Source organism: Marinomonas sp. ef1 (assembly GCF_002806845.1).
Classification (GTDB): Bacteria; Pseudomonadota; Gammaproteobacteria; order Pseudomonadales; family Marinomonadaceae; genus Marinomonas; species Marinomonas polaris.
This window is the reverse complement of the sequence record NZ_NHTT01000026.1, coordinates 1-21,367: the sequence shown is the minus strand read 5'-3', so window position 1 is coordinate 21,367 and position 21,367 is coordinate 1. Positions and strand designations below refer to the sequence as shown.

Genomic DNA, 21,367 nt, shown 5'->3' with positions numbered 1-21,367 from the left:
GGAGTCTGCATATGTTAGAAGGTTGTAAAACAGCCCAAGAGCGATGGGGCGGAGTGCACATCATTATTGATCGTTGGTTAGGGCAGCGTCGACAATTGCTGGAGATGGGGATTTATTTGCGTGAGCGCGGTGAATTTACGCCGACGGATACACCTAAGATTCAATCATTTTGTGAGCAGCTGGTGGATTATGTCTCTGCTGGCCACTTTACTGTCTATGAGCAGTTAGCGTTAGAAGCGAAAGAGTTTCATGACGATGGCGCTGTTATTTTATTGCGCGAATTGTTGCCTCTTATTGATAGCACAACGGAAGTAGCTATTGAATTTAACGACAAATATGACACTAAAGAACATTGTAATGCTCAGCTTGAGGCCTTGCCTTTTTCATTGCAGGCTTTGGCTGTCGTAATGGCAGAACGATTCCAATATGAAGATCAGTTGATTAAGGAATTACATGAAGCGCACAGTGAAAAAAGCGTTTGAGCTTGGTTTAATTGCTTTCTGTTCTGCAGCTTTATTGTCTTGCTCAGCAGAAGCGCCAGTTCGAACTGCTCAATATGCTGTGCAGGGTTTGTTTTCTGCCGTTCTCAGTGATGACGGCGCCACTGCTTTAGTTGGTTCCATTCAGCATGGCGGTAGTTTTTGGGTAAACGCCGTCAATGAACGTCGTTTTAACTGGAATCATGCTAAAGGTGAGTATTCATCCTTGCTTGGTGTCGATATTGACCCAAGCGGGCAATTTGCAGCAACTGGCGGCGCTCGTTCGTTAGTTCTATGGAATACCGCAACAGGTAAATCTGATGGTTTCTGGACGACGCCAGGTGACATTCAATCTCTAAAACTTACCCAGAACGGTGATTATGCTTTAGTTGGCTTAAATGACCAGACTGCTCGTTTTTTTGATATTAAGCGTGGCGGTATCAAGCAAACGTTACGAACAGGTTCAACAGTTCGTGCTGTCGATGTGACGCCAGATGGAATGCTGGGTATTACAGGTGATGATTCTTCTAATGTCACCTTGTGGGATATGCAAACCGGTGAAAAGAAATATCAATGGACTCTAAGTAATGACATTGCTAGTGTGGCTTTATCGGCTGATGGTAAATATGCGTTTGGTGCTGCTCAACTAGGAAATGCAAAAATTTGGTCTACTAAAACAGGCAAAGAGCTTACCAAAATCGACACCGGAGCTCTTAAGTACCGCAACGTCACCATCAGTCAGGCGGTTTTTTCAAAAGATGACAGATCCATTCTTATTGGTGAAGTGAATAGTCGAGTGTCTTTGGTTCAAGTTAGTACAGGAGTTGTCCAAAAAGAGTGGGAGATTTTTACTCCAAAGAGTCGACCGAGTGGCGCTAGTGTTTTAGCTCTGGCTTTTGGTTCAGGTAATCGTTATTACGCCATTGGTAGTAATGGTTATTTAAACGTATTGGAATAATCTATGTCTTATAACGACGTTGAGTCGCCTTCATCTCTTTCAAAGAAAGAGCCGGCCAAACAAGACCATGCAACAAAAGTATCAGCACGATTGCCTTTGAAATGGGGCGGTTTTTTTGCTTTCCAAGCTTTTATATCGGTTGCCGCTGGTGCATTTGGTGCTCATGCTTTGACCAGTATACTAGACTTGAAAGCGTTAGGCTGGTGGCACACTGCAAGCCAATACCTTATGTATCATGCTTTAGCTGGATTGGTGGTGGTTGCCTTATCTGCTTATTTATCTTCAGCTAAAAGCATACTACTGCTTCTTTGTATTGGTAATATTTTATTTGCCGGTAGTCTATATGTCATGGCTTTAACGGGTTACACATTGTTAGGAGCAGTGACTCCTCTCGGCGGTTTATGCTACCTCATTGCGTGGGGGCTTTTGGTGCTGGACTTTTGGCGTTCAAGTCAACAAAAGTCATAGGCAATGGGACTTTAGGTCTTAATAAACTAACCGACAAAAGCAGGACATCAAATGTTTTTTCCGGTAGGATAGCGCCCCGCTAGTCTTACCCAAAAGACATGATTGACCTAAATCGAACGAATTAGGTTGATGTAGGCTCATCAAAATAGAACACACTTAAGTGATATTTAACCATGCAAGAGCAAGAAACAAATACTCAAGAACCTATCAAGAAACGCACCATTCGTAGCTTTGTTGTACGTGGTGGTCGCATGACTGAAGGTCAACAAAAGAACTACGATGCGAACTGGGCCGTGTACGGTTTAGATCTTGCTGATGGGCGAATTGATTACGCAACCGTATTTGGTCGTGAATCAGATGTGGTGCTTGAAGTAGGTTTTGGTATGGGAGCTTCACTTGTCGAGATGGCAAAAAATGCTCCAGAGAAAGATTTTATCGGTATTGAAGTTCACCCACCGGGTGTTGCTAAACTGATGATGCTGGCAAAAGAGGAAGGCATTACTAATTTACGTGTTTATTGTGATGATGCGATTGAAGTTATGGCGAACTGTTTACCGCAGGAAGCAGCCAGTGCATTTCAGTTGTTTTTCCCAGACCCTTGGCACAAGAAGAAGCACAATAAACGCCGTATCGTTCAGCCTTTGTTTGCTCAGCAAGTAGCAAATGTATTAAGAGAAGGCGGACACTTTCACATGGCAACAGATTGGCAGCCTTATGCCGAGCATATGATGGAAGTAATGGAAGTCCAAGAGGGCTATCAGAATGCGGCTGGTAAAGGCTTGTATCACCCTCGCCCTGAATGGCGTCCACTGACAAAGTTTGAACAGCGTGGTGAGCGTTTAGGTCACGGTGTATGGGATCTGATCTATACGAAACAAAGTAGCTAAGCGCTCTTATTTTTAGACCAAAAATAGATTTAGCCAATAAAAAAGCGACTCAATGAGTCGCTTTTTTATTATTCATATAAAGCTAGAATCAAAAATTATTTGATTTCTACACTTTCACGGCTGTTGCCAGCATCAAAGTATTCTTGGAATACTTTTGGTGTGCGGCCACGGCCAGTCCATTCGTGAGTCTCACCAGCTACTGTTAAGCGGTATTTAGGCTCAACAGTTTTGCCTTTTGTCGCGCCAGCTTTTGGAGTAGTTAGTAATGCTACTTCTTCCATTGTTAAGCCGCTTTTAGCGATTAGGTTTGCAATTTCTTCAGCGCGAGCAGATTTTAGTGCTTGCTCTGCGTCACGAGCCGCTTCTTCTTCTTTTGCTTTTTCAAGCGCATTGTTGAAGCCTGCAATTAGGTTTTCAAGTTGAGCAACGCTTAGCTCTTTTGCTGCTGCGCGTGCTTTTGCTTTATTGCCTGCTAATTCTAGTAATAAACTCATTGGTGTCCCCTATTTATCTGTTAAGAACTGATTGTCTCTGAATAACTAGTTGGTCCTGCACTGAAAAAATAGATCCGTCTTTTATGCTCAGTGGTATGTGTTAAAATTAATAAATTTGAAAATTCCATAAGATTGGAAAAAATAAAACGCTTTCTTAGGTTGATAGTGAATCTGAACCAGATGAAAAAGTGTTTTATCTTATGCTACAAATTCAATAATAATTCATACCGTAAAAAAACATTGAATTGATATCAGTACATTGTGATGTAATTTTATACTATTTCAAGTTTGTGTGTGGATTTTAATAAAAAACAACCTAACATGCTAATCAAATAACGTGTTTAATCTGTTAGAAAAGTGTAAACAATAGGGTAATAAATGAATTCCATATCAGATAACCTAAGCTTAGAGTTTTCTATATTAAAAAAATACAGCAATAATATTATTCAATTATTTGAAGAAGGTGCAACTGTTCCATTCATCGCTCGGTATAGAAAAGAAAATACAGGCGGCATGAGTGATCAGGATTTGCGATCTTTTTACGATAGATGGCAGTATTTAGTTGAATTAAAAAAACGCAAAGAAAGCATTCTTGCGTTATTAGCTGAAGATTCAAATGTCTCCGATTCCATAAGAAAAAAAATACAAAATGCCGTCTCTAAAAATGAGCTCGAGGACTTGTACTCGCCATTTAAGAAAACCCGTAAGACAAAAGCAGATGAGGCTAGGGAGCAAGGGCTTCAGCCTTTAGCGGCTTTAGTATGGTCAGGCCAGCGCTCTGATACCTTGTCTGCAATTGATGCATGGTGTAAGCAGAATAATATTGTAATATCGGCAGAGTCTGCTTTAGAGGGTGTAGCTGAAATATTGAATGAAGCTATTGCCAATGACAGTGATGTTCTAAAAAAAGGTCGTGCAGTATTACTCAAAGATGGTCTTTTAACCAGTAGAGTTCTGCGAGGTAAAAAGGAGCAAGGTGAGAAATTCCGTGATTACTTTGATTACCAAGAAGCGATAAATAAAGTGCCTTCTCATCGTTTGCTTGCTCTCTTTCGAGGAAAAAAAGAGTCGATATTAAAACTGAGTGTTTCTTTGAAGAATGAGGAAAATTATCCTGACGTATTAATCTTTCCTCATCTTAATCAATTGCTTGATGCAAACTTACCAGAATCTCATCGAGTAACGCCTTTGCAGCGTAAGTATTTAAATCTGGCTTGGGAAAATAAACTTCTGCCAAAACTAGAAACCGATGTTCTTTCTCAATTGAAGGATCGAGCTGAAGAAGGTGCAATTCAGGTTTTTGCTGATAATCTACAAGATTTATTAATGGCTGCACCTGCAGGAGCGTATCGAGTATTGGGTGTTGATCCTGGTTTTCGCAACGGCGTTAAATTGGCGGTTATTGACGAGCAAGGTTCTTTGCTTGATCACGGTGTTATTTACCCTCATGGACCTCAGAATCGTACACAAGAAGCTAGCGCAATACTTTCTCAGCTGATTCACAAACATAATATTGGTTGGGTAGCTATTGGTAACGGTACTGCTTCACGAGAGACTGAAGCACTAGTAAGAGCGCTTATTACCGAATCGAATCTAGATTGTCGAGCTGTGGTGGTGAGTGAGGCTGGAGCTTCTGTATATTCTGCTTCACCAATAGCGATACTAGAATTTCCTGATTTAGATGTCACTATACGAGGAGCTGTATCTATTGCTCGTCGTTTTCAAGATCCGCTTGCTGAATTGGTGAAAATTGATCCTCAGGCTATTGGGGTTGGCCAATATCAGCATGACGTTAAAGTCACCTTATTGTCCAAATCGCTTGCAAACGTAGTAGAGGATTGCGTTAACCGCGTTGGCGTGGATATTAACCTCGCTTCGGTTTCTTTATTGTCTTACGTTTCTGGCTTAACCAGTCGCTTAGCGCAAAATATCGTGGATTACCGTCAGCAGAAAGGCCGAATTGAATCTAGAAGTGAGCTGTTAAAGATAAAAGGCATCGGAGATAAATGCTTTGAGCAGTGTGCTGGTTTTTTAAGAATACTAAATGGCAAAGAAGCATTAGATCAGTCTGGTGTGCATCCTGAATCCTACCCATTAGTTCAAAAAATGGCCGCGCAATTAAAGCTAAAAGCAAATGACTTGCTTAATAACAGTAGTGCTTTACAGCAGCTAAAGCAGTTAGCCCCAAGCTTTGCCCAAGCAGGAGATTTTACTTATACGGATATTCTTAACGAGCTTGCCAAGCCAGGTCGAGATCCACGTCCAGAGTTTCGTTATGCGTCTTTTGATCATAGTGTTCAAAAGCTTGAAGATGTGCAAGAAGGCATGACGTTAGAAGGCGTTGTGACTAATGTAGCGGCATTTGGTGCTTTTGTAGATTTGGGTGTGCATCAAGACGGATTGATCCATATCTCGCAATTGGCAGATCGATTTGTTAAAGACCCAAGGGATTTAGTGCGAGTGGGGCAAGTGGTCAATGTTACAGTATTAGAGGTTGACGTACAGCGTAAGCGCATTGCCCTGAAAGCTAATGGGCTTTGATGCAATTCAATTGTTTGTTAGGGGATCCCGACAAGACCGTTGATATGTATTTTAGTTAGATAATTTCCACAAAAAAACCGATTAGAAGACTCTAATCGGTTTTTTTTGGAGTAACCAATAACATTAACTTAAAAGGGATTAAAAATTAATGTTAAACAGCTACTGCAATTTGTGATTTGGCTTGGTTGAAAGCTTCTTCACCTGGTGCGCCCATCGCTTGACCGCCAGCGATGAAAGTCTCTTTTACATTTAGACCAATGAAACCTAGGAATGTTTGGATATGTGGCACTTGGTGATCAACTGGAGCGCCAGCTAGGAAGCTACCACTTGCAGCAAAGATGTAAGCATCTTTGTTTACAAGGCCAACAGGTCCAGTTTCAGTGTATTTAAACGTACGGCCAGCACGAGCAATATAGTCAAAGTAAGACTTCAGCGTAGAAGGAATGCCGAAGTTGTACATAGGAGCTGAAACGATCACTACGTCAGCAGCTTCTAGTTCAGTAATCAGTTCATCACCAATCGCAACAATAGCTTGTTGTTCAGCAGAACGGTTTTCTTCTGGAGTAAACAGTGCGCCTAATGTTTCGCCTGTGAAGTGAGGTAGTGGGTTCGCAGTTACATCGCGAGCAACGACTTTACCTTCTGGGTTTTTTGCCAACCATTTTTCAACAAACTCGTTTGCTAGTTGACGTGATTTAGAGTTTTCGCCAGAAGCGCTAGAGTCGATACGTAGTAAAGTAGCCATTGTAATAATTTCTCCTCGGTAATCTTAAGTGAGCCAATATGCCCCGTCACTTGATAATGAGGCTATCTTATTACCAAGTAATTCGATTAAAAAGCGACATTTTTTGGAGATATTGATCGAAAAATACGATACATTAATTATCCATGTATTCTATATAAGAGAATTATCTTGAAAGCCCCGAGAGTAACGTTAGAGCAATGGCGCGTTTTGCAATCTGTTGTGGACAAAGGTGGTTTTGCCCAAGCCGCAGAAGCACTCCATAAAAGCCAATCTTCAGTTAGCTACACAGTCGCAAAGCTTCAAGAGCAGCTAGGCTATCCGTTGCTGATTATCGAAGGACGAAAAGCCAAACTTACTGAGCGCGGTGAAGTCTTGTTACGTCGTTCACGGCATTTATTAAAAGAAGCAGTAGATCTAGAAGAGCTAGCTCACACACTTGGCCAAGGTTGGGAGCCTGAATTAGAATTAGTGGTCGATCAGGCCTTTCCAACGCCTGCTTTACTGCGTGCCTTGCAAGCTTTTGAGCCACAAAGCCAAGGAACGCAAGTGCAATTAAAAGAAGCTGTATTAAGCGGAGGAGAAGAAGCACTACGAAAAGGCAGTCCAGACTTAGTGCTTAGCGCTATTGTTCCAAAAGGTTATTTGGCCGATCCCATTGTCGAAGTGGAAATGATCGCGGTAGCGGCTACGAGTCACCCTTTGCATCAAGAAGCAGACCCTATTAATAACGAGCGCTTGAGTCGAGAATTACAAATTGTTATTCGTGATTCAGCATCAGAGACCTCTATCGATGCGGGTTGGTTGGGCACAGACAGACGATGGACGGTATCGAGTGTGCAATCCGCTTTAGAAATTGTGACTAGCGGTATAGGCTTCGCGTGGCTACCAAAGGCAGATTTAGAATACGCCTTGCAAAGCGGAAAACTTAAAAAATTGAAATTGATTTCTGGTAGTGAACGAAGTTTCCACATGTTTGCCATCTTTGGAAAAGGTGAACGAACAGGCCCAGCTACGAGGCTTCTAGTAGAACTCCTTCAGGCGGAGTGCAATGCTTGCCCAAGACGCTCCGCCATTCCGCCATTACCTTAGACCAAGCATCAACTTGATGCTTGGGTTTGATCTTGAATGATGTTCAAAAGTGAAGGCAGAAATGAACGTTCCACTTTATTCGTTTCGCTCCAAAGCTTTGCAACGGCAATGGCTTTGGGGCAATGAAAAAGTAATTTATGTACGCTTATTTTAACCACCAGTTTTGGTGGCTTATTATTTTCAACAAATAAATCTAGTGTTTCGTTGTCTGTGTGTAGGCTAGCAGTGCCTTTTATACGCACAACTTCACCGATACCAGGAATCATAAAAAGTAGACCAACTTTTGGTCTTTCTACGATGTTTCTCAAACTATCTAAGCGATTGTTACCAGCCGTGTCTGCGAATGCCATGGTCTTTGAATCTAGCACTTTAACAAACCCCGCATCACCGCCACGAGGTGAAACATCTGCGAATCCATTCTTATCCGATGTTGACATGATAATAAAAGGACAGTGCTCTATGAAGGTGATTGAGTGTTGTTCTAGTTCATCAATCTCTTTTTTTAATGCTAAAGGATGTGCCTCGTTATAAAGCTCATCAAGTTGCTTCGGTTCGCTGATTTGACTCATGCTAATCCTTTACTTTGGTGATGTGTAAACCATTTGATAATGGTTTTTATTAATATTAGGCGATATTTTATACTGGTAATGCCGTAATGTAACGCATCAACATCATATTGATTATTTTCTGACAATCTTTGTTTTTGCTTTGCCTAGAAGCGTTTAAAATCATCGATTTATGATTTTTTATAAAAATTGTCATTTTTTTTGTGACAATTTGGGTTGTGACGGTTTAGGCAAAAAGGTCTAATAGCTTTTATCAGTAATATTCATTATTTATTTAAAGACGCCAATTCAAGGATGCTCATGACTCAGGACATCGTAATTCTTGCTGCCGGAAAGGGCAGCCGAATGAAATCAGCCTTTTCCAAGGTATTGCACAAAGTTGGCGGTATCGCCATGGTAAAACGAGTACTAACCACAGCAAGTACATTACCTGAATCAAAATTACATCTCGTTGTTGGCCACCAAGGTGAACAAGTCGAAGCAAATTGTCAGGACTTTTCAGCCAATATTGTTTGGCAAAATGATCCGCAAGGAACTGGTGATGCATTGCGTCGCGTTGCGCCTTTTCTTCAGGCTGATGGTGCGACATTAACTCTTTATGGTGATGTTCCGCTGATTCGTGCCAGTACATTAGAAAAAATGACTGCTCTGTCTAATTCCAATACCTTAGTTTTATTGACGATTTCTCTTGATAATCCAACTGGATACGGTCGGATTGTTCGCAACGAACAAGGCAAAGTGACAGCGATTGTTGAGCAAAAAGACGCTGCTGAAGGCCAGCTTGCTATTAAAGAAGTGAACACCGGCATTTTGCTAGCGCCGAATAATCATCTACAAGGCTGGCTTGCAGCCTTAACGAATAATAACGCCCAAGGCGAATATTATTTGACCGATGTGATTGCTATGGCGGCACGTGATGGTGTGGATATTGTCACAGTGAACCCAGAAAACGAGGCCGAAGTGGCAGGCGTCAATGACCGAGTTCAGCTTGCCGCATTAGAGCGTGAGTTACAAAACCAGCAAGCCGTTAGCCTTATGCAAAATGGCGCGACCTTGCTTGACCCATCTCGCATTGATATTCGTGGAGAATTGACTACCGGTCACGATGTCATTATCGACGTGAACTGTATTTTTGAAGGTAAAGTAGTGTTGGGTACTGGTGTTGAAGTTGGGCCAAATTGCCATCTTAAAAACTGCACCATTGGCGACAATACTATTATTAAAAGCAACACGCTAATTGAAGAAAGCCAAGTTGGCGAAAATTGCGACATCGGTCCTTTTGCTCGATTACGTCCAGGCACACAGCTTGCTAATAAAGCCAAGATTGGCAACTTTGTTGAAACCAAGAAAGCCATTATTGGTGAAGGCAGCAAGGTTAATCATTTAAGCTACATTGGCGATACAGAAATGGGTGCAAACGTGAACGTTGGCGCAGGCACCATTACCTGCAACTACGATGGTGTAAATAAACATCTGACACAAGTGGCCGATAACGTCTTTATCGGTTCAAACACATCGTTAGTCGCACCAGTGCAAGTGGCAGAAGGTGCAATGATCGCTGCGGGTTCGACCATCACTAAACAAGTGGGCGTGAATCAATTGGCTTTCGCCAGAGCGCGACAAACCAACAAAGACAATTGGCCTCGTCCAATCAAAAAGTAACGCTTTAGCTTTTAATCTATTAAACAGAATTTTACATATTAAACAGGAGAAGCGGCGAGTCATTAACTCGCTGTTTATCTCATCATATTTATTATTGTGTTGAGCTGAGCCTCGGCACAAACACGAAAAGGATTCTCTCATGTGTGGAATAGTTGGTGCCATTGCGCGTCGTAACGTATCAAAAATTTTAATTGAAGGTCTTAGCCGTCTTGAATACCGTGGTTATGATTCTTCCGGTATTGCGATTAACAACGAAGAAGGTGTGTTTTCACACCGTGCCGTTGGCAAAGTTCAGGCATTAAAAGACAAATTCGAAGCAGAGCCACTAGATGGCAAAATGGGCATTGCTCACACACGTTGGGCCACTCATGGCAAGCCAACGGAAGCTAATGCACATCCACACTTTTCAGGTAATGATCTTGCTCTGGTTCATAATGGCATCATTGAAAATCACGAACCATTACGTCGCGAATTAAAAGCCAAAGGTTATGAATTCAAATCCGAAACAGATACCGAAGTTATCGTTCACCTTATTCATGATGCGTTAAAAACACAGCCAGATTTGCTGAAAGCTGTGCAAACGACGTTAACGAAATTACATGGCGCTTTTGCTATCGGAGTGGTGCAAAAAGACGATAACGATCGCTTTATTGCCGCACGTAAAGGCAGCCCGCTTGTAGTTGGGGTTGGTATTGAAGAAAACTTTGTCGCGTCAGATCAACTTGCATTATTGCATGTTACTGACCAGTTCATCTTTTTAGAAGAAGGCGACGTGGTTGAAGTAAGTCGTGATAACGTGTCTATCTATGATGCAAAAGGCGAGTTGCAAGACCGTCCAATTAGCGTGTTTAACCACAACATTGACGCGACAGACAAAGGTGAATTTCGTCATTACATGATGAAAGAAATCTACGAGCAACCTAAAGTGATCAGTGCTTGTCTAGAAGGTCGTATTAGTGAAACCAAGGTTCTTACTAGCTGCTTTGGTGCAGATTCTGCTTTCTTAAAAGAAGTAGAAAATGTACATATCGTTGCTTGTGGTACCAGTTATCATGCAGGCATGGTGGCAAAATACTGGATTGAAGATTTAGCTGGTTTGCCATGCAGTGTTGAAGTGGCAAGCGAATATCGATATCGCAAAGTGGCTGTGCCGAAGAAAACCTTGTTTTTGACCTTGTCACAGTCTGGCGAAACAGCGGATACACTAGCTGCGTTGCGTATGGCAAAAGAGCTGGGTTATTTAACGACTCTAGCTATCTGTAACGTCCCATCTAGTACGCTGGTACGTGAGTCAGCGCTTACTCTTCTTACCAATGCTGGCCCAGAAATCGGCGTAGCATCCACTAAAGCTTTTACCACTCAGCTGACTGCACTATTGATTACCAGTGTTGCTATTGCTGTAGAAAATGGTCTGTCAGCAGAAAGAGAAAAAGAGCTTGTTCAAGCTATGCGTTCATTACCTGCTTACGTGAATGCTGCTCTTTTAGAAGATGCTCACATTAAGACTGTTGCGGATCGTTTTGCTAATAAAACCAATGCGCTATTTTTGGGACGTGGCACCATGTTCCCAATCGCGCTAGAAGGCTCATTGAAACTAAAAGAAATTTCTTACATTCATGCGGAAGCCTACCCAGCAGGTGAGCTAAAACACGGTCCATTGGCTTTGGTTGATGAGAATATGCCAATCATTGCACTGGTTCCACATAACGACATGTTGGATAAGCTTAAGTCTAATCTACAAGAAGTGGCGGCTCGCGGTGGCGAATTGTATGTTTTTGCCGACAAGGACACAGACCTGCATAACGAAGAAAATATCATCTTCACCGAAGTACCAAAAGTAGACAGCATTCTAGAGCCGATTGTTCATACAATTCCGCTGCAGTTATTGTCTTACCACGTTGCAGTCGTAAAAGGCACCGACGTAGATCAGCCTCGTAACCTAGCTAAATCGGTTACTGTGGAATAATTGATGATCTGAAATAAAAAAAACCTAGCTATGGAACATGAACGAAACATAGCTAGGTAAAGTTACACAGAGAGTAACGCGTTTAACAAGTCAGTGCTTTACAGGGTTGCGAGGTAAATAGCGGGTGTGCCATTTACGTCTGAGCTGTAGAGCACTGATTTATCATCTGGTGTGAAAGAAGGATGAGGGTGGTTGATCTGACGATCACCGTTTAAGACTTTCCAGCTGGTATTGTGTTCTGTAATAGGGCGAATGCTTGCGTCAGATAAATTAATCAAATACAGGTTAGGGTCGTTTTCGATGCCGTGGCCGGTATTATCGGCAACATCTACTGGTGTGCCTGAACCATCACCAACCACTAAAGAGCCGTCGTAGTTGCTCATTAGATGACTGCAAGCTGGCATTTCAGTTTCTACTTTAAACGCAAGCGTTTGTGCATCGACAGAACAAAGTTGGCGCTTGTCTGTATTGGGTCGATAAGACACAAACATCATTTTTGAACCATCAGGAACGAAAAATTCGTGGGTACAAGATTCTTCTTCGCTTTGCTCGTAGACCTTGCGCATGTTGTCGCCGTTTTCATCAATCATCCACATCCGTGTTTCGACTAAATCGTGCGGGCCTTCATGGCAGAATGCGATGGTGTTGTCGTCATTAGGGCGATAAAGCGGATGGCCAAGCCAAATATTTTCTTCGAAGATGGTTGTGCGTTGACCTGTCTTTAGATCGATTGAGATTAAGCGACAGCGTGGTTTTTGGTGATAAAACTGAGCAAATTTTTGCCAGCTATCTAGCTCCATGTAATCCGTATCTTTTATTTCTATCGCAATGACTTTTGTGCAAGCCGAATTTGGTACCCAAGTGCCGTAGCCTACCCAGCCTTTAGCCACTTCGTATAAAACACTGTGTTCTTGGTTCTTAAGATCGACACGAATGAGCTGCTTGTTATTTTTTACAAAGATCAGTGCGTCATCTTGTGTGGTAAGAAAGCCGCCAAATACATTGTCGCCTTTACCTTCGGTGAGCTGTATAGCTGTTTCATTATGTAAATCTAAAAGGTGGTAGTTTCTTTCGGTATCAAAATTGGCCGAGATAAGAAGCTTATTGCCATCTTCTGTGAAGCATTTTTGATAAAAATAGTTTCGATTACACACACTGCTATCAGGTGTTAGCTGAGTAACGATTGACCCAGTCTTTTCGTCAGTTGTGCGCTTAAATGCCAAGGATGTGGTGGTACCTAGTGACATGATTTCCTCTCTTATTTTTGTTTGCGGCTTCGTCTTTACTGATGGATTCGTGCTCTTTTTTCCACTGTTGCTATTCCCACGCTAGTTGAGCTTTTTCTATCTGAACACCGAATGAAAAACAGATTAACAGCTATTTTAAATTTATTCATCAATAAAAATGAAAAAGTGTTTTGAAAAAATTAATTAATTATTGTTATTTTTTTATTGTTCTTCTAGTATGTTTTCACAACGTCAAATAAAAACAACATTCAGAGTTAAAAACTATGTATGAAAATAAGCGTTTAGGGTTGCTGTACATTAGTCCTTACATCATAGGGCTTCTAGTATTTACAGCGTTTCCCTTCCTCTCATCCTTGATCATCAGTTTTACTGACTACGATCTAATTAATCCGCCAGAGTACATTGGCTTAGATAACTATCGTTACATGATGGATGACGATACCTTCTACCAATCTATGGGGGTAACGTTTGCGTATGTGTTTCTGACCATTCCGCTGAAATTAGCCTTCGCACTCTTTATTGCTTTTGTGCTGAACTTTAAGCTTCGCGGCATTAAGTTCTTCCGTACCGCTTATTACATCCCTTCTATCTTGGGTAGTAGTGTGGCGATAGCGGTATTGTGGCGCGCTATATTCTCACTCGATGGCTTGCTGAATAGCTTCCTGAGTGTCTTTGGTATTGAGGCGATCTCTTGGTTGGGCGAGCCCGTGTTTGCCATGTTCTCCGTAACCTTGTTGCGTGTTTGGCAATTTGGTTCGGCTATGGTGATCTTCTTAGCTGCTCTGCAGAGTGTTCCACAATCTCAGTATGAAGCTGCCATGATTGACGGTGCATCTAAATGGCAAATGTTCACAAAGATCACCGTGCCTCTTATTACTCCAGTTATTTTCTTTAACTTCATTATGCAAACCACTCAGGCGTTTCAAGAGTTTACGGCGCCGTACGTTATTACCGGCGGTGGTCCCGCTAAATCGACGTATTTGTTCTCGCTTTATATCTATGAGACGGCGTTTAAGTATTTCGATCTTGGCTATGGCAGTGCGCTTGCTTGGGTGCTGTTTGTTGCTGTGGCGATATTTACGGCGATTTCATTCAAATCATCGAAGTACTGGGTGTTCTACTCAGGTGATAAGGGTGGTAAATAATTATGAATAAAGTATTCCCTAATAAAGCAGCGTTATCCGCTGACCTTAAGAATAACCCAACACTAAGAGCTGAAATTCGTAAGCAACGAGTAGGCGCATCTATTCGTTACATTATCTTGCTGTTTTTTGGATTGGTGATGTTGTATCCGCTGTTTTGGATGTTCTCAGCAGCTTTCAAACCAAACCATGAAATCTTTAGTTCTTTGAGCCTTTGGCCAAAAGAGTTTTCACTAGATGGTTTTATTAATGGTTGGAATACCGGCACGGAATATACCTTCGGACGATTCTTTTTAAACACCTTGTATTACGTGGTGCCGAAAGTGATTTTGACGGTGATTTCGTCGGTCATTGTGGCTTATGGATTTGCTCGCTTTGATATCCCATTTAAGAAATTCTGGTTCGTCACCTTAGTGGCTACCATTTTGTTACCTACGTCTGTGTTGTTGATTCCTCAATACTTGATGTTCCGCGAAATGGGCATGCTAGACAGCTATTTGCCTTTGTATTTGCCGATGGCATTTGCGACGCAAGGTTTCTTTGTCTTCATGTTGATTCAGTTCTTACGTGGCTTGCCAACGGATATGGAAGAAGCAGCACAAATCGATGGTTGTAACTCTTATCAGCTGCTTTGGTACATCGTAGTGCCTATGTTGAAGCCTGCGATTATCTCTGTCGCGCTGTTCCAGTTTATGTGGTCAGTAAACGATTTCTTGGGGCCGCTTATTTATATTTCCAGCGTAGAAAAATACCCAATCGCATTGGCTCTTAAACTGTCCATTGATGTGACCGAAGGTACTCAGTGGAATGAAATTCTGGCTATGGCATCCATTGCCATTGTTCCGTCAATTGTTGTTTTCCTAATCGCACAGAATTACTTCGTAGAAGGAATTTCGTCCGGTGGCGTTAAGGGATAGGTGAATAGTATGTCTAAAGTTGTATTTGAAAATTTGACCAAAGTGTATTCGAACGGCTTCAAAGCAGTTCATGGTATTAACCTAGAAATTGAAGACGGCGAGTTCTTGGTTGTCATCGGGCCTTCTGGTTGTGCGAAATCGACGACATTACGTATGTTGGCGGGTTTGGAATCGGTTACTGGCGGTTCTATTAGCATTGGTGGCAAGGTCGTAAACGGTTTGCCGCCTAAAGATCGTGGTATTGCCATGGTGTTCCAAAACTATGCGCTTTATCCCCACATGAGTGTGCGTGAAAACTTAGGCTTTGGTTTGAAATTAGCAAAAGTCAGCAAGGCGGATATTGAAAAACAAGTCAACGAAGCCGCTGAACTTCTTGAACTTACGCCTTTGCTAGATCGCTTGCCACGTCAGCTTTCTGGTGGTCAGGCGCAACGTGTTGCAGTAGGTCGTGCCATTGTTAAGCGCCCTCAGGTGTTTTTGTTTGATGAGCCTTTGTCTAACTTGGATGCCAAGTTACGAGCATCTATGCGCGTGCGTATTTCGGATTTGCACAAAACACTGAAAAAGACCAATCGTTCGGCAACCAGTGTTTACGTTACTCACGATCAGACCGAAGCCATGACTATGGGCGACCGTATTTGCGTGATGAAAGACGGTCACATCATGCAAGTGGATACGCCTGCCAACCTTTATAAATACCCGAAAAACCTGTTTGTTGCGGGATTCATCGGCGCGCCAGAAATGAACATGGTTGAGACGCGTTTAGATCGCACTGGTGAAGGCAAGTGCCACTTAGCCTTGTCGTCTCAGATGTTAGGTTTACCAGATGAAAAACTCCAGAGAGTTTTGACCAATTTTACCGAAGACGTGGTGTTTGGTATTCGTCCTGAATTCATCAAGTTAGCAGATGAAAATTCGCCGCAGGATGAAATCATCAAGGGCACGATTGTGCGCATGGAAAACATGGGCGCAGAGTTTTACGTCCACTTTACCGTAGAAGATAGAGAGCTTTGTACACGAGTTCCTTCTGATGTCGTAGAAGCTAAATTGTTGGATTCAATCGGGAAAGAACAGCGGTTCCATTTCGAAATGAGCAACGCTCATATTTTTGATAAGAAAACTGAGATGAATATCTCTTTGTAAGACTTTTGCACGACAGCTAAGCCGCATAAAGCAAGAGTGATAGTCGTGCAAAAAATTGAGTAATCACTAACGAGGAAAAAGGACATGAAAATAAAAACAATAGCTCTGTTAGTCGGATTGGCTTCTGCTGGTTCAATGGTGAGTGTGAATGCAAACGCAGAAGATTTGCGTATGTCATGGTGGGGAGGGAACTCCCGACACACAGCAACCAACGACGCTGTTAAAGAGTTCGAAAAAGTGCATCCGGAGATTTCTGTTAAAACAGAATACACCGGCTGGGGCGGCCATCTAGAACGATTAACGACTCAGATCGCTGGTAATACTGAACCAGATGTCATGCAAACAAACTGGAATTGGATGCCGATCTTCTCTGCACGAGGAGATGGTTTTAAAGATCTACGTGAATACAGCGACGTATTGGATCTTACTCAGTTTGATAAATCCGCTCTTGATGCCGGAACAAATAACGGAAAACTCAATGGCATCCCTGTTTCCATGGCGGCACGTATTTTCTATTACAACAAAGATACATGGGCAAAAGCTGGCCTTCCGTACCCAGTAACTTGGGAAGATTTAATGGCTGCTGGGCCTGTTTTTAAAGAAAAACTTGGCGATGAGTTCTTTCCTATCATTCTTGAAGGTCGAGACATCATCGCGATGAACCGTTCGTTTATGGTTCAAAAGTATGGCATTCCAATGATCGATGAGGCGAATAAAAAATTCGCTTACTCCGATGCACAGATGCTTGAGTTTTTCAAAATGTATGAAGACATGGTGAAAAATCATGTCGCGCCAAGCAGTAAATATGTGGCGGGCTTTGGTAAGGCTAATTTGTACGAACATAAGCCATGGATCAATGGTGAATGGGCTGGTGTTTACATGTGGAACTCAGCAATCAACAAGTATAACGACAACTTAAAGCCACCTATGTCCTTGGATATTGGCTTTTATCCAATGAGAAAAGGCGCGGCTGATGCTGGCTTATTCTACAAGCCAGCACTAATGCTTTCTATTGGCAAAAATAGTAAGAATCCAAAAGACGCAGCTAAGCTGATTAACTTCCTTTTGAATGAACCTGCAGGTTACAACGCAATGGGTCTAGCTCGTGGCGTGCCTTTGAGCTTGGCGGCTCGTCGAGCTTTATCTTTGGATGGCACTATCAAAGACTCTGACTTATCTGTCGCTGGGTTAGCGCAAATAGACGACTTACCTAAAAATATTCTTACATCAGCTCATTTTGAAAATCCTAAGTTATTGGGGCTTTTTGAAGAGATGATCGAAAAAATGGACCAAGGCGATATCAAAGTAGAAGAGGCCGCTAAAGAGTTTATGTCTCAAGGTAATCGTATTTTGCGTAGAGCCATTAAATAAGTAGGAAAGCATTTTTTCAGATGTTGAAAGAGGATAGAGAGTATTGGATGAGGCGCGTTCGCGCGCCTCTACTTCTGCCAAAGTACATATATGAAGTGTAAGTACGTTAGGTGGGAGCCTTCAGGATAGGAGGATACATACAACGCAAATGATTTTAAAACTTTCAATGCCCCGCGCATCGAGAGCGGACAGCAAGGCGGGAAATTGCTTGTCCAACTATTATAAACACGAGGAATAAAATATGTTCGATCTGACGGGTAAAGTAGCCATTGTGACGGGATGTAATACAGGTCTTGGTCAGGGAATGGCTTTGGCTCTAGCAGGCGCTGGTGCAGATGTTGTTGGCGTAAATAGAGATGACCCAACAGAAACAATTGAATTGATGGCAAAAACAGGTCGTCAATTTCATAGTGTCATTGCTGATATGAGTAAAATAGACAGTGTTGACTATGTTGTTAAAGAAGCCGTATCTGCTTTTGGTAAAGTCGATATTCTTGTTAACAATGCGGGCATTATTCGCCGCAATGACGCGATAGATTTTACGGAAAAAGATTGGGATGATGTAATGGACCTGAATATTAAAGCGGTCTTTTTTATGTCTCAGGGCTTTGCTAGACAGGTTATCGCTCAAGGAACATCCGGCAACATTATTAATATTGCTTCTATGTTGTCTTACCAAGGCGGTATTCGAGTACCTTCTTACACTGCGTCGAAAAGTGGCGTGATGGGGGTAACTCGCTTACTGGCAAACGAATGGGCAAAGCATGGTATTAACGTCAATGCGATTGCGCCGGGTTATATGGCCACAGACAACACAGCGGCATTGCGTGCGGATGAAGATCGTTCTAGTGAAATATTAAGCCGTATACCTGCGGGTCGTTGGGGAACACCTGGCGACATGGCTGGACCGATTGTCTTTTTGGCGTCTGAAGCATCGCGTTATGTGAATGGTTATACCATTGCGGTAGATGGCGGCTGGTTAGCTCGTTAGCTCGTTAGCTTTTAAGTCTTTTAGTTTTTAGGAAAAAATAAAGGAAAAGATGAGCTTTACAGGTGCATGCGGAACATTTTTTATCAAAACGATGCTTCCGCATCTTGCCGCAGTGATATTTTTTGCAACTTGTATAATATCTTAATTGTGAATTAAGTTTCATTTTGTAATGCTGGGATGTATCTATATGCAGAATTACTCTACAATTACAAAAACACATTTCAAAAAAAATGAAACTTATATGATAAATGAAGAAAATACTCAGCAAATAGAACCCGTATCTTCTGTGATGAAGGTATTTGCTATTCTAAACGCTTTAGCAGAACACAAGTCCTTAGGTGTTACAGAACTGTCTCAAATCGTCATGACGTCAAAAAGTACAGTATATCGCTTTTTGCAAACTATGAAGATGTTAGGGTTTGTATCACAAGAAGGTGACGATGATCGTTACTCACTTACACTGAAGCTGTTTGAAGTCAGTGCGCGAGCTTTAGAGCATGTTGATTTAGTCGAACTTACCGAGCCTTATATGTCTCGTATTGGTGAGCTGACAAAAGAAGCATTGCACCTTGGTATTCGTGATGGTGACGGTATTATTTATATATACAAAGTCGATGCTCAATACAACTTGCGTATGCAATCTCGTATTGGCCGCCGCAATCCGCTTTACTCTACTGCAATAGGTAAAGTACTGCTTGCCGAGCGCCCAGAAAGCTACATTCGTGATGTTTTAAAAGACACTGAATTCCTGCCTTCTACGGCCAAAACACACCGTTCTATAGACTCTCTTTTGGTGGAGCTAAAAGAAGTGAAAGATTTAGGTTACGGTGTGGATAATGAAGAGCAAGAAGAAGGCCTGAGATGTATTGCCGCGCCTATTTATGACCGATTAGGTAATGTTATTGCTGGATTGAGTTTATCTTTTCCAACACTACGTTATACACCTGAAAAATTTGAAAAATACGTTAGTTTGCTACAAGAAGCAGCAGCGAAAGTATCTGAAAAATTAGGTTACACTAAGTAGTATCTATCCGTAATAGTTATCTAGAATATCAAAAGCTGGAGTGATTTCGCTCCGGCTTTCTTTTCTTTGTTCATCTGCTTTTCTTTCTTATCTATTAGTCAGTTTATTCATTCGAATAGCCAACTTTGTAAAATTCGTTTTTTTATCGTGCAATAAAATAAATGAAACAGCTTTTCATAAAAGATTGAATAATGTTTTATCGCTGCTATAGTAGTCTTGTCTAAAACAAGAATACAAAGAGTTGTCCTATGTTTGTTTACAATAACGAAGTCCCTCTGGAAGATCTTGGTGCGGGTGTTTCACGCAAAATCATGGCCTATTCAGATAACATCATGACAGTCGAAGTGCATTTTGAAAAAGATGCCATCGGCCCACTTCATAATCATCCACATGAACAATTAACTTACGTATTGTCTGGTAAGTTTGAGTTCACAATAGGAGATGAAACCAAAATTGTTGGTCCTGGTGACACTCTTTATAAAGAGCCAAATGTCATGCATGGTTGCCGCTGTTTAGAGCCAGGCGTCTTGCTAGACAATTTCACACCAGTACGAAAAGACTTCTTATAAACAACGTCTTGCGACATCGAATGACTTAAATGAATTCAGGAGAAAGTTATGAAAATTGCACTGATGATGGAAAACAGCCAAGCAGGTAAAAACGCCGTAATTCTAGAACAACTAAACGCGGTTGCTGGTCCATTGAATCACGATGTGTTTAACGTCGGCATGAGTGATGAAAACGATCACCACCTGACTTACATCCACCTAGGCATCATGGCGAGCCTTTTATTGAACTCGAACGCTGTAGACTTTGTTGTCTCTGGTTGTGGGACTGGTCAAGGCGCAATGATGTCTCTGAACGCTCACCCAGGTGTTGTGTGTGGTTACTGCCTAGAACCTTCAGACGCTTTCTTGTTTAACCAAATCAACAACGGTAATGCCATTGCTATGGCATTTGCGAAAGGTTTTGGTTGGGCGGCAGAACTAAATGCACGTTACATCTTTGAAAAAGCCTTCACTGGCCCACGTGGCGAAGGCTACCCAGTTGAACGCAGAGAACCACAAGTTAAAAACGCTGGCATCTTGAACTTAGTGAAAGCTGCAACTATGAAAGACAACTACTTGGATGGTTTAAAAGCCATGGACCAAGAACTGGTTAAAACAGCCGTAACTGGTGAACGCTTCCAGCAATGTTTCTTTGGTAATTGCCAGAACCCTGAGATCGAAGCGTACGTGCGTTCGTTATTGTAAAAACCTCGACACACAAACACGACCTACAGAAAACCAACCACCTGTAGGTCGTATATGGACTCCTCTGGGGATGCAACAATAGCGTCCCTATTTTTTAATAAAGAATCATGCGTACTCCACTTGGTTATTAACAATATTTATCAACGGTCATAACAAACTTGCGTTAGCTTTCGTATATTCGGTCTTATTATGGAGAGCTACTCCAGACCTTAACGGCTTTGATTCGCCGTGAACCAAACGCCTTATCGGCGTGACGGCTTTAAAAGCCGATGACCTACTCAGGTTTCATTTGGTTTGCTTGCTAGCTGTTCATTCCGTTCAATCTATATTGCTAACTGTCTCGGCTGGTACTTTCTTTTATTCACTGACTTTTAAAAACCATCATCACTGTGCGACAGGTTGACGATATTCAAGCCCACTTTTT

20 protein-coding genes are annotated in these 21,367 nt (G+C 42.0%); 16 read left to right on the top strand and 4 right to left on the bottom strand.

Going from position 1 to position 21,367, the window contains the following annotated elements; all coding sequences use genetic code 11:
• Positions 1-11: 11 nt before the first annotated feature.
• The 4 genes from rsd to trmB all read left to right on the top strand — a co-directional run bounded on the left by rsd (position 12) and on the right by trmB (position 2,792).
• A complete protein-coding gene (gene rsd / locus CCS02_RS21495) occupies positions 12-482 on the top strand; it encodes a sigma D regulator (protein ID WP_100186635.1) in 471 nt (156 codons plus the stop codon).
• The gene (locus tag CCS02_RS21490) at positions 454-1,437 is read left to right on the top strand and encodes a WD40 repeat domain-containing protein (protein ID WP_100637661.1); all 984 of its coding nucleotides are present in this window, start codon (positions 454-456) and stop codon (positions 1,435-1,437) included. The genes rsd and CCS02_RS21490 overlap by 29 nt, the downstream gene beginning before the upstream one ends.
• A 3-nt stretch (positions 1,438-1,440) precedes the next feature.
• The gene (locus CCS02_RS21485; RefSeq protein WP_100637660.1) at positions 1,441-1,905 is read left to right on the top strand and encodes a DUF423 domain-containing protein; all 465 of its coding nucleotides are present in this window, start codon (positions 1,441-1,443) and stop codon (positions 1,903-1,905) included.
• A 173-nt stretch (positions 1,906-2,078) separates the two neighbouring features.
• Positions 2,079-2,792 (top strand): tRNA (guanosine(46)-N7)-methyltransferase TrmB, encoded by a 714-nt coding sequence (gene trmB, locus CCS02_RS21480; protein WP_100186638.1) that lies wholly within the window; start codon positions 2,079-2,081, stop codon positions 2,790-2,792.
• Between the two features lie 95 nt (positions 2,793-2,887).
• On the opposite strand, the gene CCS02_RS21475 is transcribed toward trmB, so the two are convergent.
• On the bottom strand, positions 2,888-3,286 hold the full coding sequence (locus CCS02_RS21475) for an H-NS histone family protein (protein WP_011978593.1): 399 nt from the start codon (positions 3,284-3,286) through the stop codon (positions 2,888-2,890).
• A 378-nt stretch (positions 3,287-3,664) separates the two neighbouring features.
• On the opposite strand from CCS02_RS21475, the gene CCS02_RS21470 reads away from it, so the two are divergent.
• Positions 3,665-5,827: a Tex family protein gene (locus CCS02_RS21470; RefSeq protein ID WP_100637659.1), complete on the top strand. Its 2,163-nt coding sequence runs from the start codon at positions 3,665-3,667 to the stop codon at positions 5,825-5,827.
• Between the two features lie 151 nt (positions 5,828-5,978).
• Here the strand turns inward: CCS02_RS21470 and CCS02_RS21465 are convergent, their stop codons facing one another.
• Positions 5,979-6,572, bottom strand: a complete 594-nt coding sequence (locus CCS02_RS21465; RefSeq protein WP_072838973.1) for an FMN-dependent NADH-azoreductase — start codon at positions 6,570-6,572, stop codon at positions 5,979-5,981.
• Positions 6,573-6,740: 168 nt separating this feature from the next.
• On the opposite strand from CCS02_RS21465, the gene CCS02_RS21460 reads away from it, so the two are divergent.
• A complete protein-coding gene (locus CCS02_RS21460; RefSeq protein ID WP_072838974.1) occupies positions 6,741-7,661 on the top strand; it encodes a LysR family transcriptional regulator in 921 nt (306 codons plus the stop codon).
• Between the two features lie 8 nt (positions 7,662-7,669).
• Here the strand turns inward: CCS02_RS21460 and CCS02_RS21455 are convergent, their stop codons facing one another.
• Positions 7,670-8,230: an MSMEG_1061 family FMN-dependent PPOX-type flavoprotein gene (locus CCS02_RS21455; protein ID WP_100637658.1), complete on the bottom strand. Its 561-nt coding sequence runs from the start codon at positions 8,228-8,230 to the stop codon at positions 7,670-7,672.
• A 297-nt stretch (positions 8,231-8,527) separates the two neighbouring features.
• Here CCS02_RS21455 and glmU point away from each other — a divergent pair, with 297 nt between their 5' ends.
• Both glmU and glmS read left to right on the top strand, forming a co-directional pair.
• Positions 8,528-9,889, top strand: a complete 1,362-nt coding sequence (glmU, locus tag CCS02_RS21450) for a bifunctional UDP-N-acetylglucosamine diphosphorylase/glucosamine-1-phosphate N-acetyltransferase GlmU (RefSeq protein WP_100637657.1) — start codon at positions 8,528-8,530, stop codon at positions 9,887-9,889.
• 139 nt (positions 9,890-10,028) lie between these two features.
• On the top strand, positions 10,029-11,855 hold the full coding sequence (glmS, locus tag CCS02_RS21445) for a glutamine--fructose-6-phosphate transaminase (isomerizing) (protein WP_100186643.1): 1,827 nt from the start codon (positions 10,029-10,031) through the stop codon (positions 11,853-11,855).
• Positions 11,856-11,953: 98 nt separating this feature from the next.
• Here the strand turns inward: glmS and CCS02_RS21440 are convergent, their stop codons facing one another.
• Positions 11,954-13,102 carry an oligogalacturonate lyase family protein gene (locus CCS02_RS21440; protein ID WP_100637656.1) on the bottom strand — a complete coding sequence of 383 codons (1,149 nt, stop codon included), beginning with the start codon at positions 13,100-13,102 and terminating at the stop codon, positions 11,954-11,956.
• A gap of 263 nt (positions 13,103-13,365) precedes the next feature.
• Between CCS02_RS21440 and CCS02_RS21435 the strand changes: the two genes are divergently transcribed.
• The 8 genes from CCS02_RS21435 to CCS02_RS21400 all read left to right on the top strand — a co-directional run bounded on the left by CCS02_RS21435 (position 13,366) and on the right by CCS02_RS21400 (position 20,943).
• Positions 13,366-14,247 (top strand): carbohydrate ABC transporter permease, encoded by an 882-nt coding sequence (locus tag CCS02_RS21435; RefSeq protein WP_072838979.1) that lies wholly within the window; start codon positions 13,366-13,368, stop codon positions 14,245-14,247.
• 2 nt (positions 14,248-14,249) lie between these two features.
• Positions 14,250-15,161, top strand: a complete 912-nt coding sequence (locus CCS02_RS21430) for a carbohydrate ABC transporter permease (RefSeq protein ID WP_072838980.1) — start codon at positions 14,250-14,252, stop codon at positions 15,159-15,161.
• 9 nt (positions 15,162-15,170) lie between these two features.
• Positions 15,171-16,304, top strand: coding sequence for an ABC transporter ATP-binding protein (locus tag CCS02_RS21425; RefSeq protein ID WP_072838981.1), 1,134 nt, complete (start codon positions 15,171-15,173; stop codon positions 16,302-16,304).
• A gap of 84 nt (positions 16,305-16,388) precedes the next feature.
• On the top strand, positions 16,389-17,675 hold the full coding sequence (locus CCS02_RS21420) for an ABC transporter substrate-binding protein (RefSeq protein WP_072838982.1): 1,287 nt from the start codon (positions 16,389-16,391) through the stop codon (positions 17,673-17,675).
• Between the two features lie 241 nt (positions 17,676-17,916).
• Entirely contained in the window at positions 17,917-18,666 is a 750-nt protein-coding gene (kduD, locus tag CCS02_RS21415; protein WP_100186646.1) for a 2-dehydro-3-deoxy-D-gluconate 5-dehydrogenase KduD, read from the top strand.
• A gap of 241 nt (positions 18,667-18,907) precedes the next feature.
• Entirely contained in the window at positions 18,908-19,690 is a 783-nt protein-coding gene (gene kdgR, locus CCS02_RS21410) for a DNA-binding transcriptional regulator KdgR (protein ID WP_100186656.1), read from the top strand.
• Between the two features lie 248 nt (positions 19,691-19,938).
• A complete protein-coding gene (locus tag CCS02_RS21405) occupies positions 19,939-20,259 on the top strand; it encodes a cupin domain-containing protein (protein WP_011978607.1) in 321 nt (106 codons plus the stop codon).
• A gap of 48 nt (positions 20,260-20,307) precedes the next feature.
• The gene (locus CCS02_RS21400) at positions 20,308-20,943 is read left to right on the top strand and encodes an RpiB/LacA/LacB family sugar-phosphate isomerase (protein WP_100186647.1); all 636 of its coding nucleotides are present in this window, start codon (positions 20,308-20,310) and stop codon (positions 20,941-20,943) included.
• Positions 20,944-21,367: the final 424 nt, after the last annotated feature.

What these genes read in the sequence shown, in the direction of transcription:
- CCS02_RS21465 (WP_072838973.1), bottom strand. Translation starts at nt 6,572, where the DNA reads ATGGCTACTTTACTACGTATCGACTCTAGCGCTTCTGGCGAAAACTCT.
- kdgR (WP_100186656.1), top strand. Translation starts at nt 18,908, where the DNA reads ATGATAAATGAAGAAAATACTCAGCAAATAGAACCCGTATCTTCTGTG.
- CCS02_RS21485 (WP_100637660.1), top strand. Translation starts at nt 1,441, where the DNA reads ATGTCTTATAACGACGTTGAGTCGCCTTCATCTCTTTCAAAGAAAGAG.
- CCS02_RS21440 (WP_100637656.1), bottom strand. Translation starts at nt 13,102, where the DNA reads ATGTCACTAGGTACCACCACATCCTTGGCATTTAAGCGCACAACTGAC.
- CCS02_RS21470 (WP_100637659.1), top strand. Translation starts at nt 3,665, where the DNA reads ATGAATTCCATATCAGATAACCTAAGCTTAGAGTTTTCTATATTAAAA.
- CCS02_RS21420 (WP_072838982.1), top strand. Translation starts at nt 16,389, where the DNA reads ATGAAAATAAAAACAATAGCTCTGTTAGTCGGATTGGCTTCTGCTGGT.
- CCS02_RS21475 (WP_011978593.1), bottom strand. Translation starts at nt 3,286, where the DNA reads ATGAGTTTATTACTAGAATTAGCAGGCAATAAAGCAAAAGCACGCGCA.
- CCS02_RS21405 (WP_011978607.1), top strand. Translation starts at nt 19,939, where the DNA reads ATGTTTGTTTACAATAACGAAGTCCCTCTGGAAGATCTTGGTGCGGGT.
- CCS02_RS21490 (WP_100637661.1), top strand. Translation starts at nt 454, where the DNA reads ATGAAGCGCACAGTGAAAAAAGCGTTTGAGCTTGGTTTAATTGCTTTC.
- CCS02_RS21425 (WP_072838981.1), top strand. Translation starts at nt 15,171, where the DNA reads ATGTCTAAAGTTGTATTTGAAAATTTGACCAAAGTGTATTCGAACGGC.
- CCS02_RS21435 (WP_072838979.1), top strand. Translation starts at nt 13,366, where the DNA reads ATGTATGAAAATAAGCGTTTAGGGTTGCTGTACATTAGTCCTTACATC.
- CCS02_RS21455 (WP_100637658.1), bottom strand. Translation starts at nt 8,230, where the DNA reads ATGAGTCAAATCAGCGAACCGAAGCAACTTGATGAGCTTTATAACGAG.
- trmB (WP_100186638.1), top strand. Translation starts at nt 2,079, where the DNA reads ATGCAAGAGCAAGAAACAAATACTCAAGAACCTATCAAGAAACGCACC.
- CCS02_RS21400 (WP_100186647.1), top strand. Translation starts at nt 20,308, where the DNA reads ATGAAAATTGCACTGATGATGGAAAACAGCCAAGCAGGTAAAAACGCC.
- CCS02_RS21430 (WP_072838980.1), top strand. Translation starts at nt 14,250, where the DNA reads ATGAATAAAGTATTCCCTAATAAAGCAGCGTTATCCGCTGACCTTAAG.
- kduD (WP_100186646.1), top strand. Translation starts at nt 17,917, where the DNA reads ATGTTCGATCTGACGGGTAAAGTAGCCATTGTGACGGGATGTAATACA.
- rsd (WP_100186635.1), top strand. Translation starts at nt 12, where the DNA reads ATGTTAGAAGGTTGTAAAACAGCCCAAGAGCGATGGGGCGGAGTGCAC.
- glmU (WP_100637657.1), top strand. Translation starts at nt 8,528, where the DNA reads ATGACTCAGGACATCGTAATTCTTGCTGCCGGAAAGGGCAGCCGAATG.
- glmS (WP_100186643.1), top strand. Translation starts at nt 10,029, where the DNA reads ATGTGTGGAATAGTTGGTGCCATTGCGCGTCGTAACGTATCAAAAATT.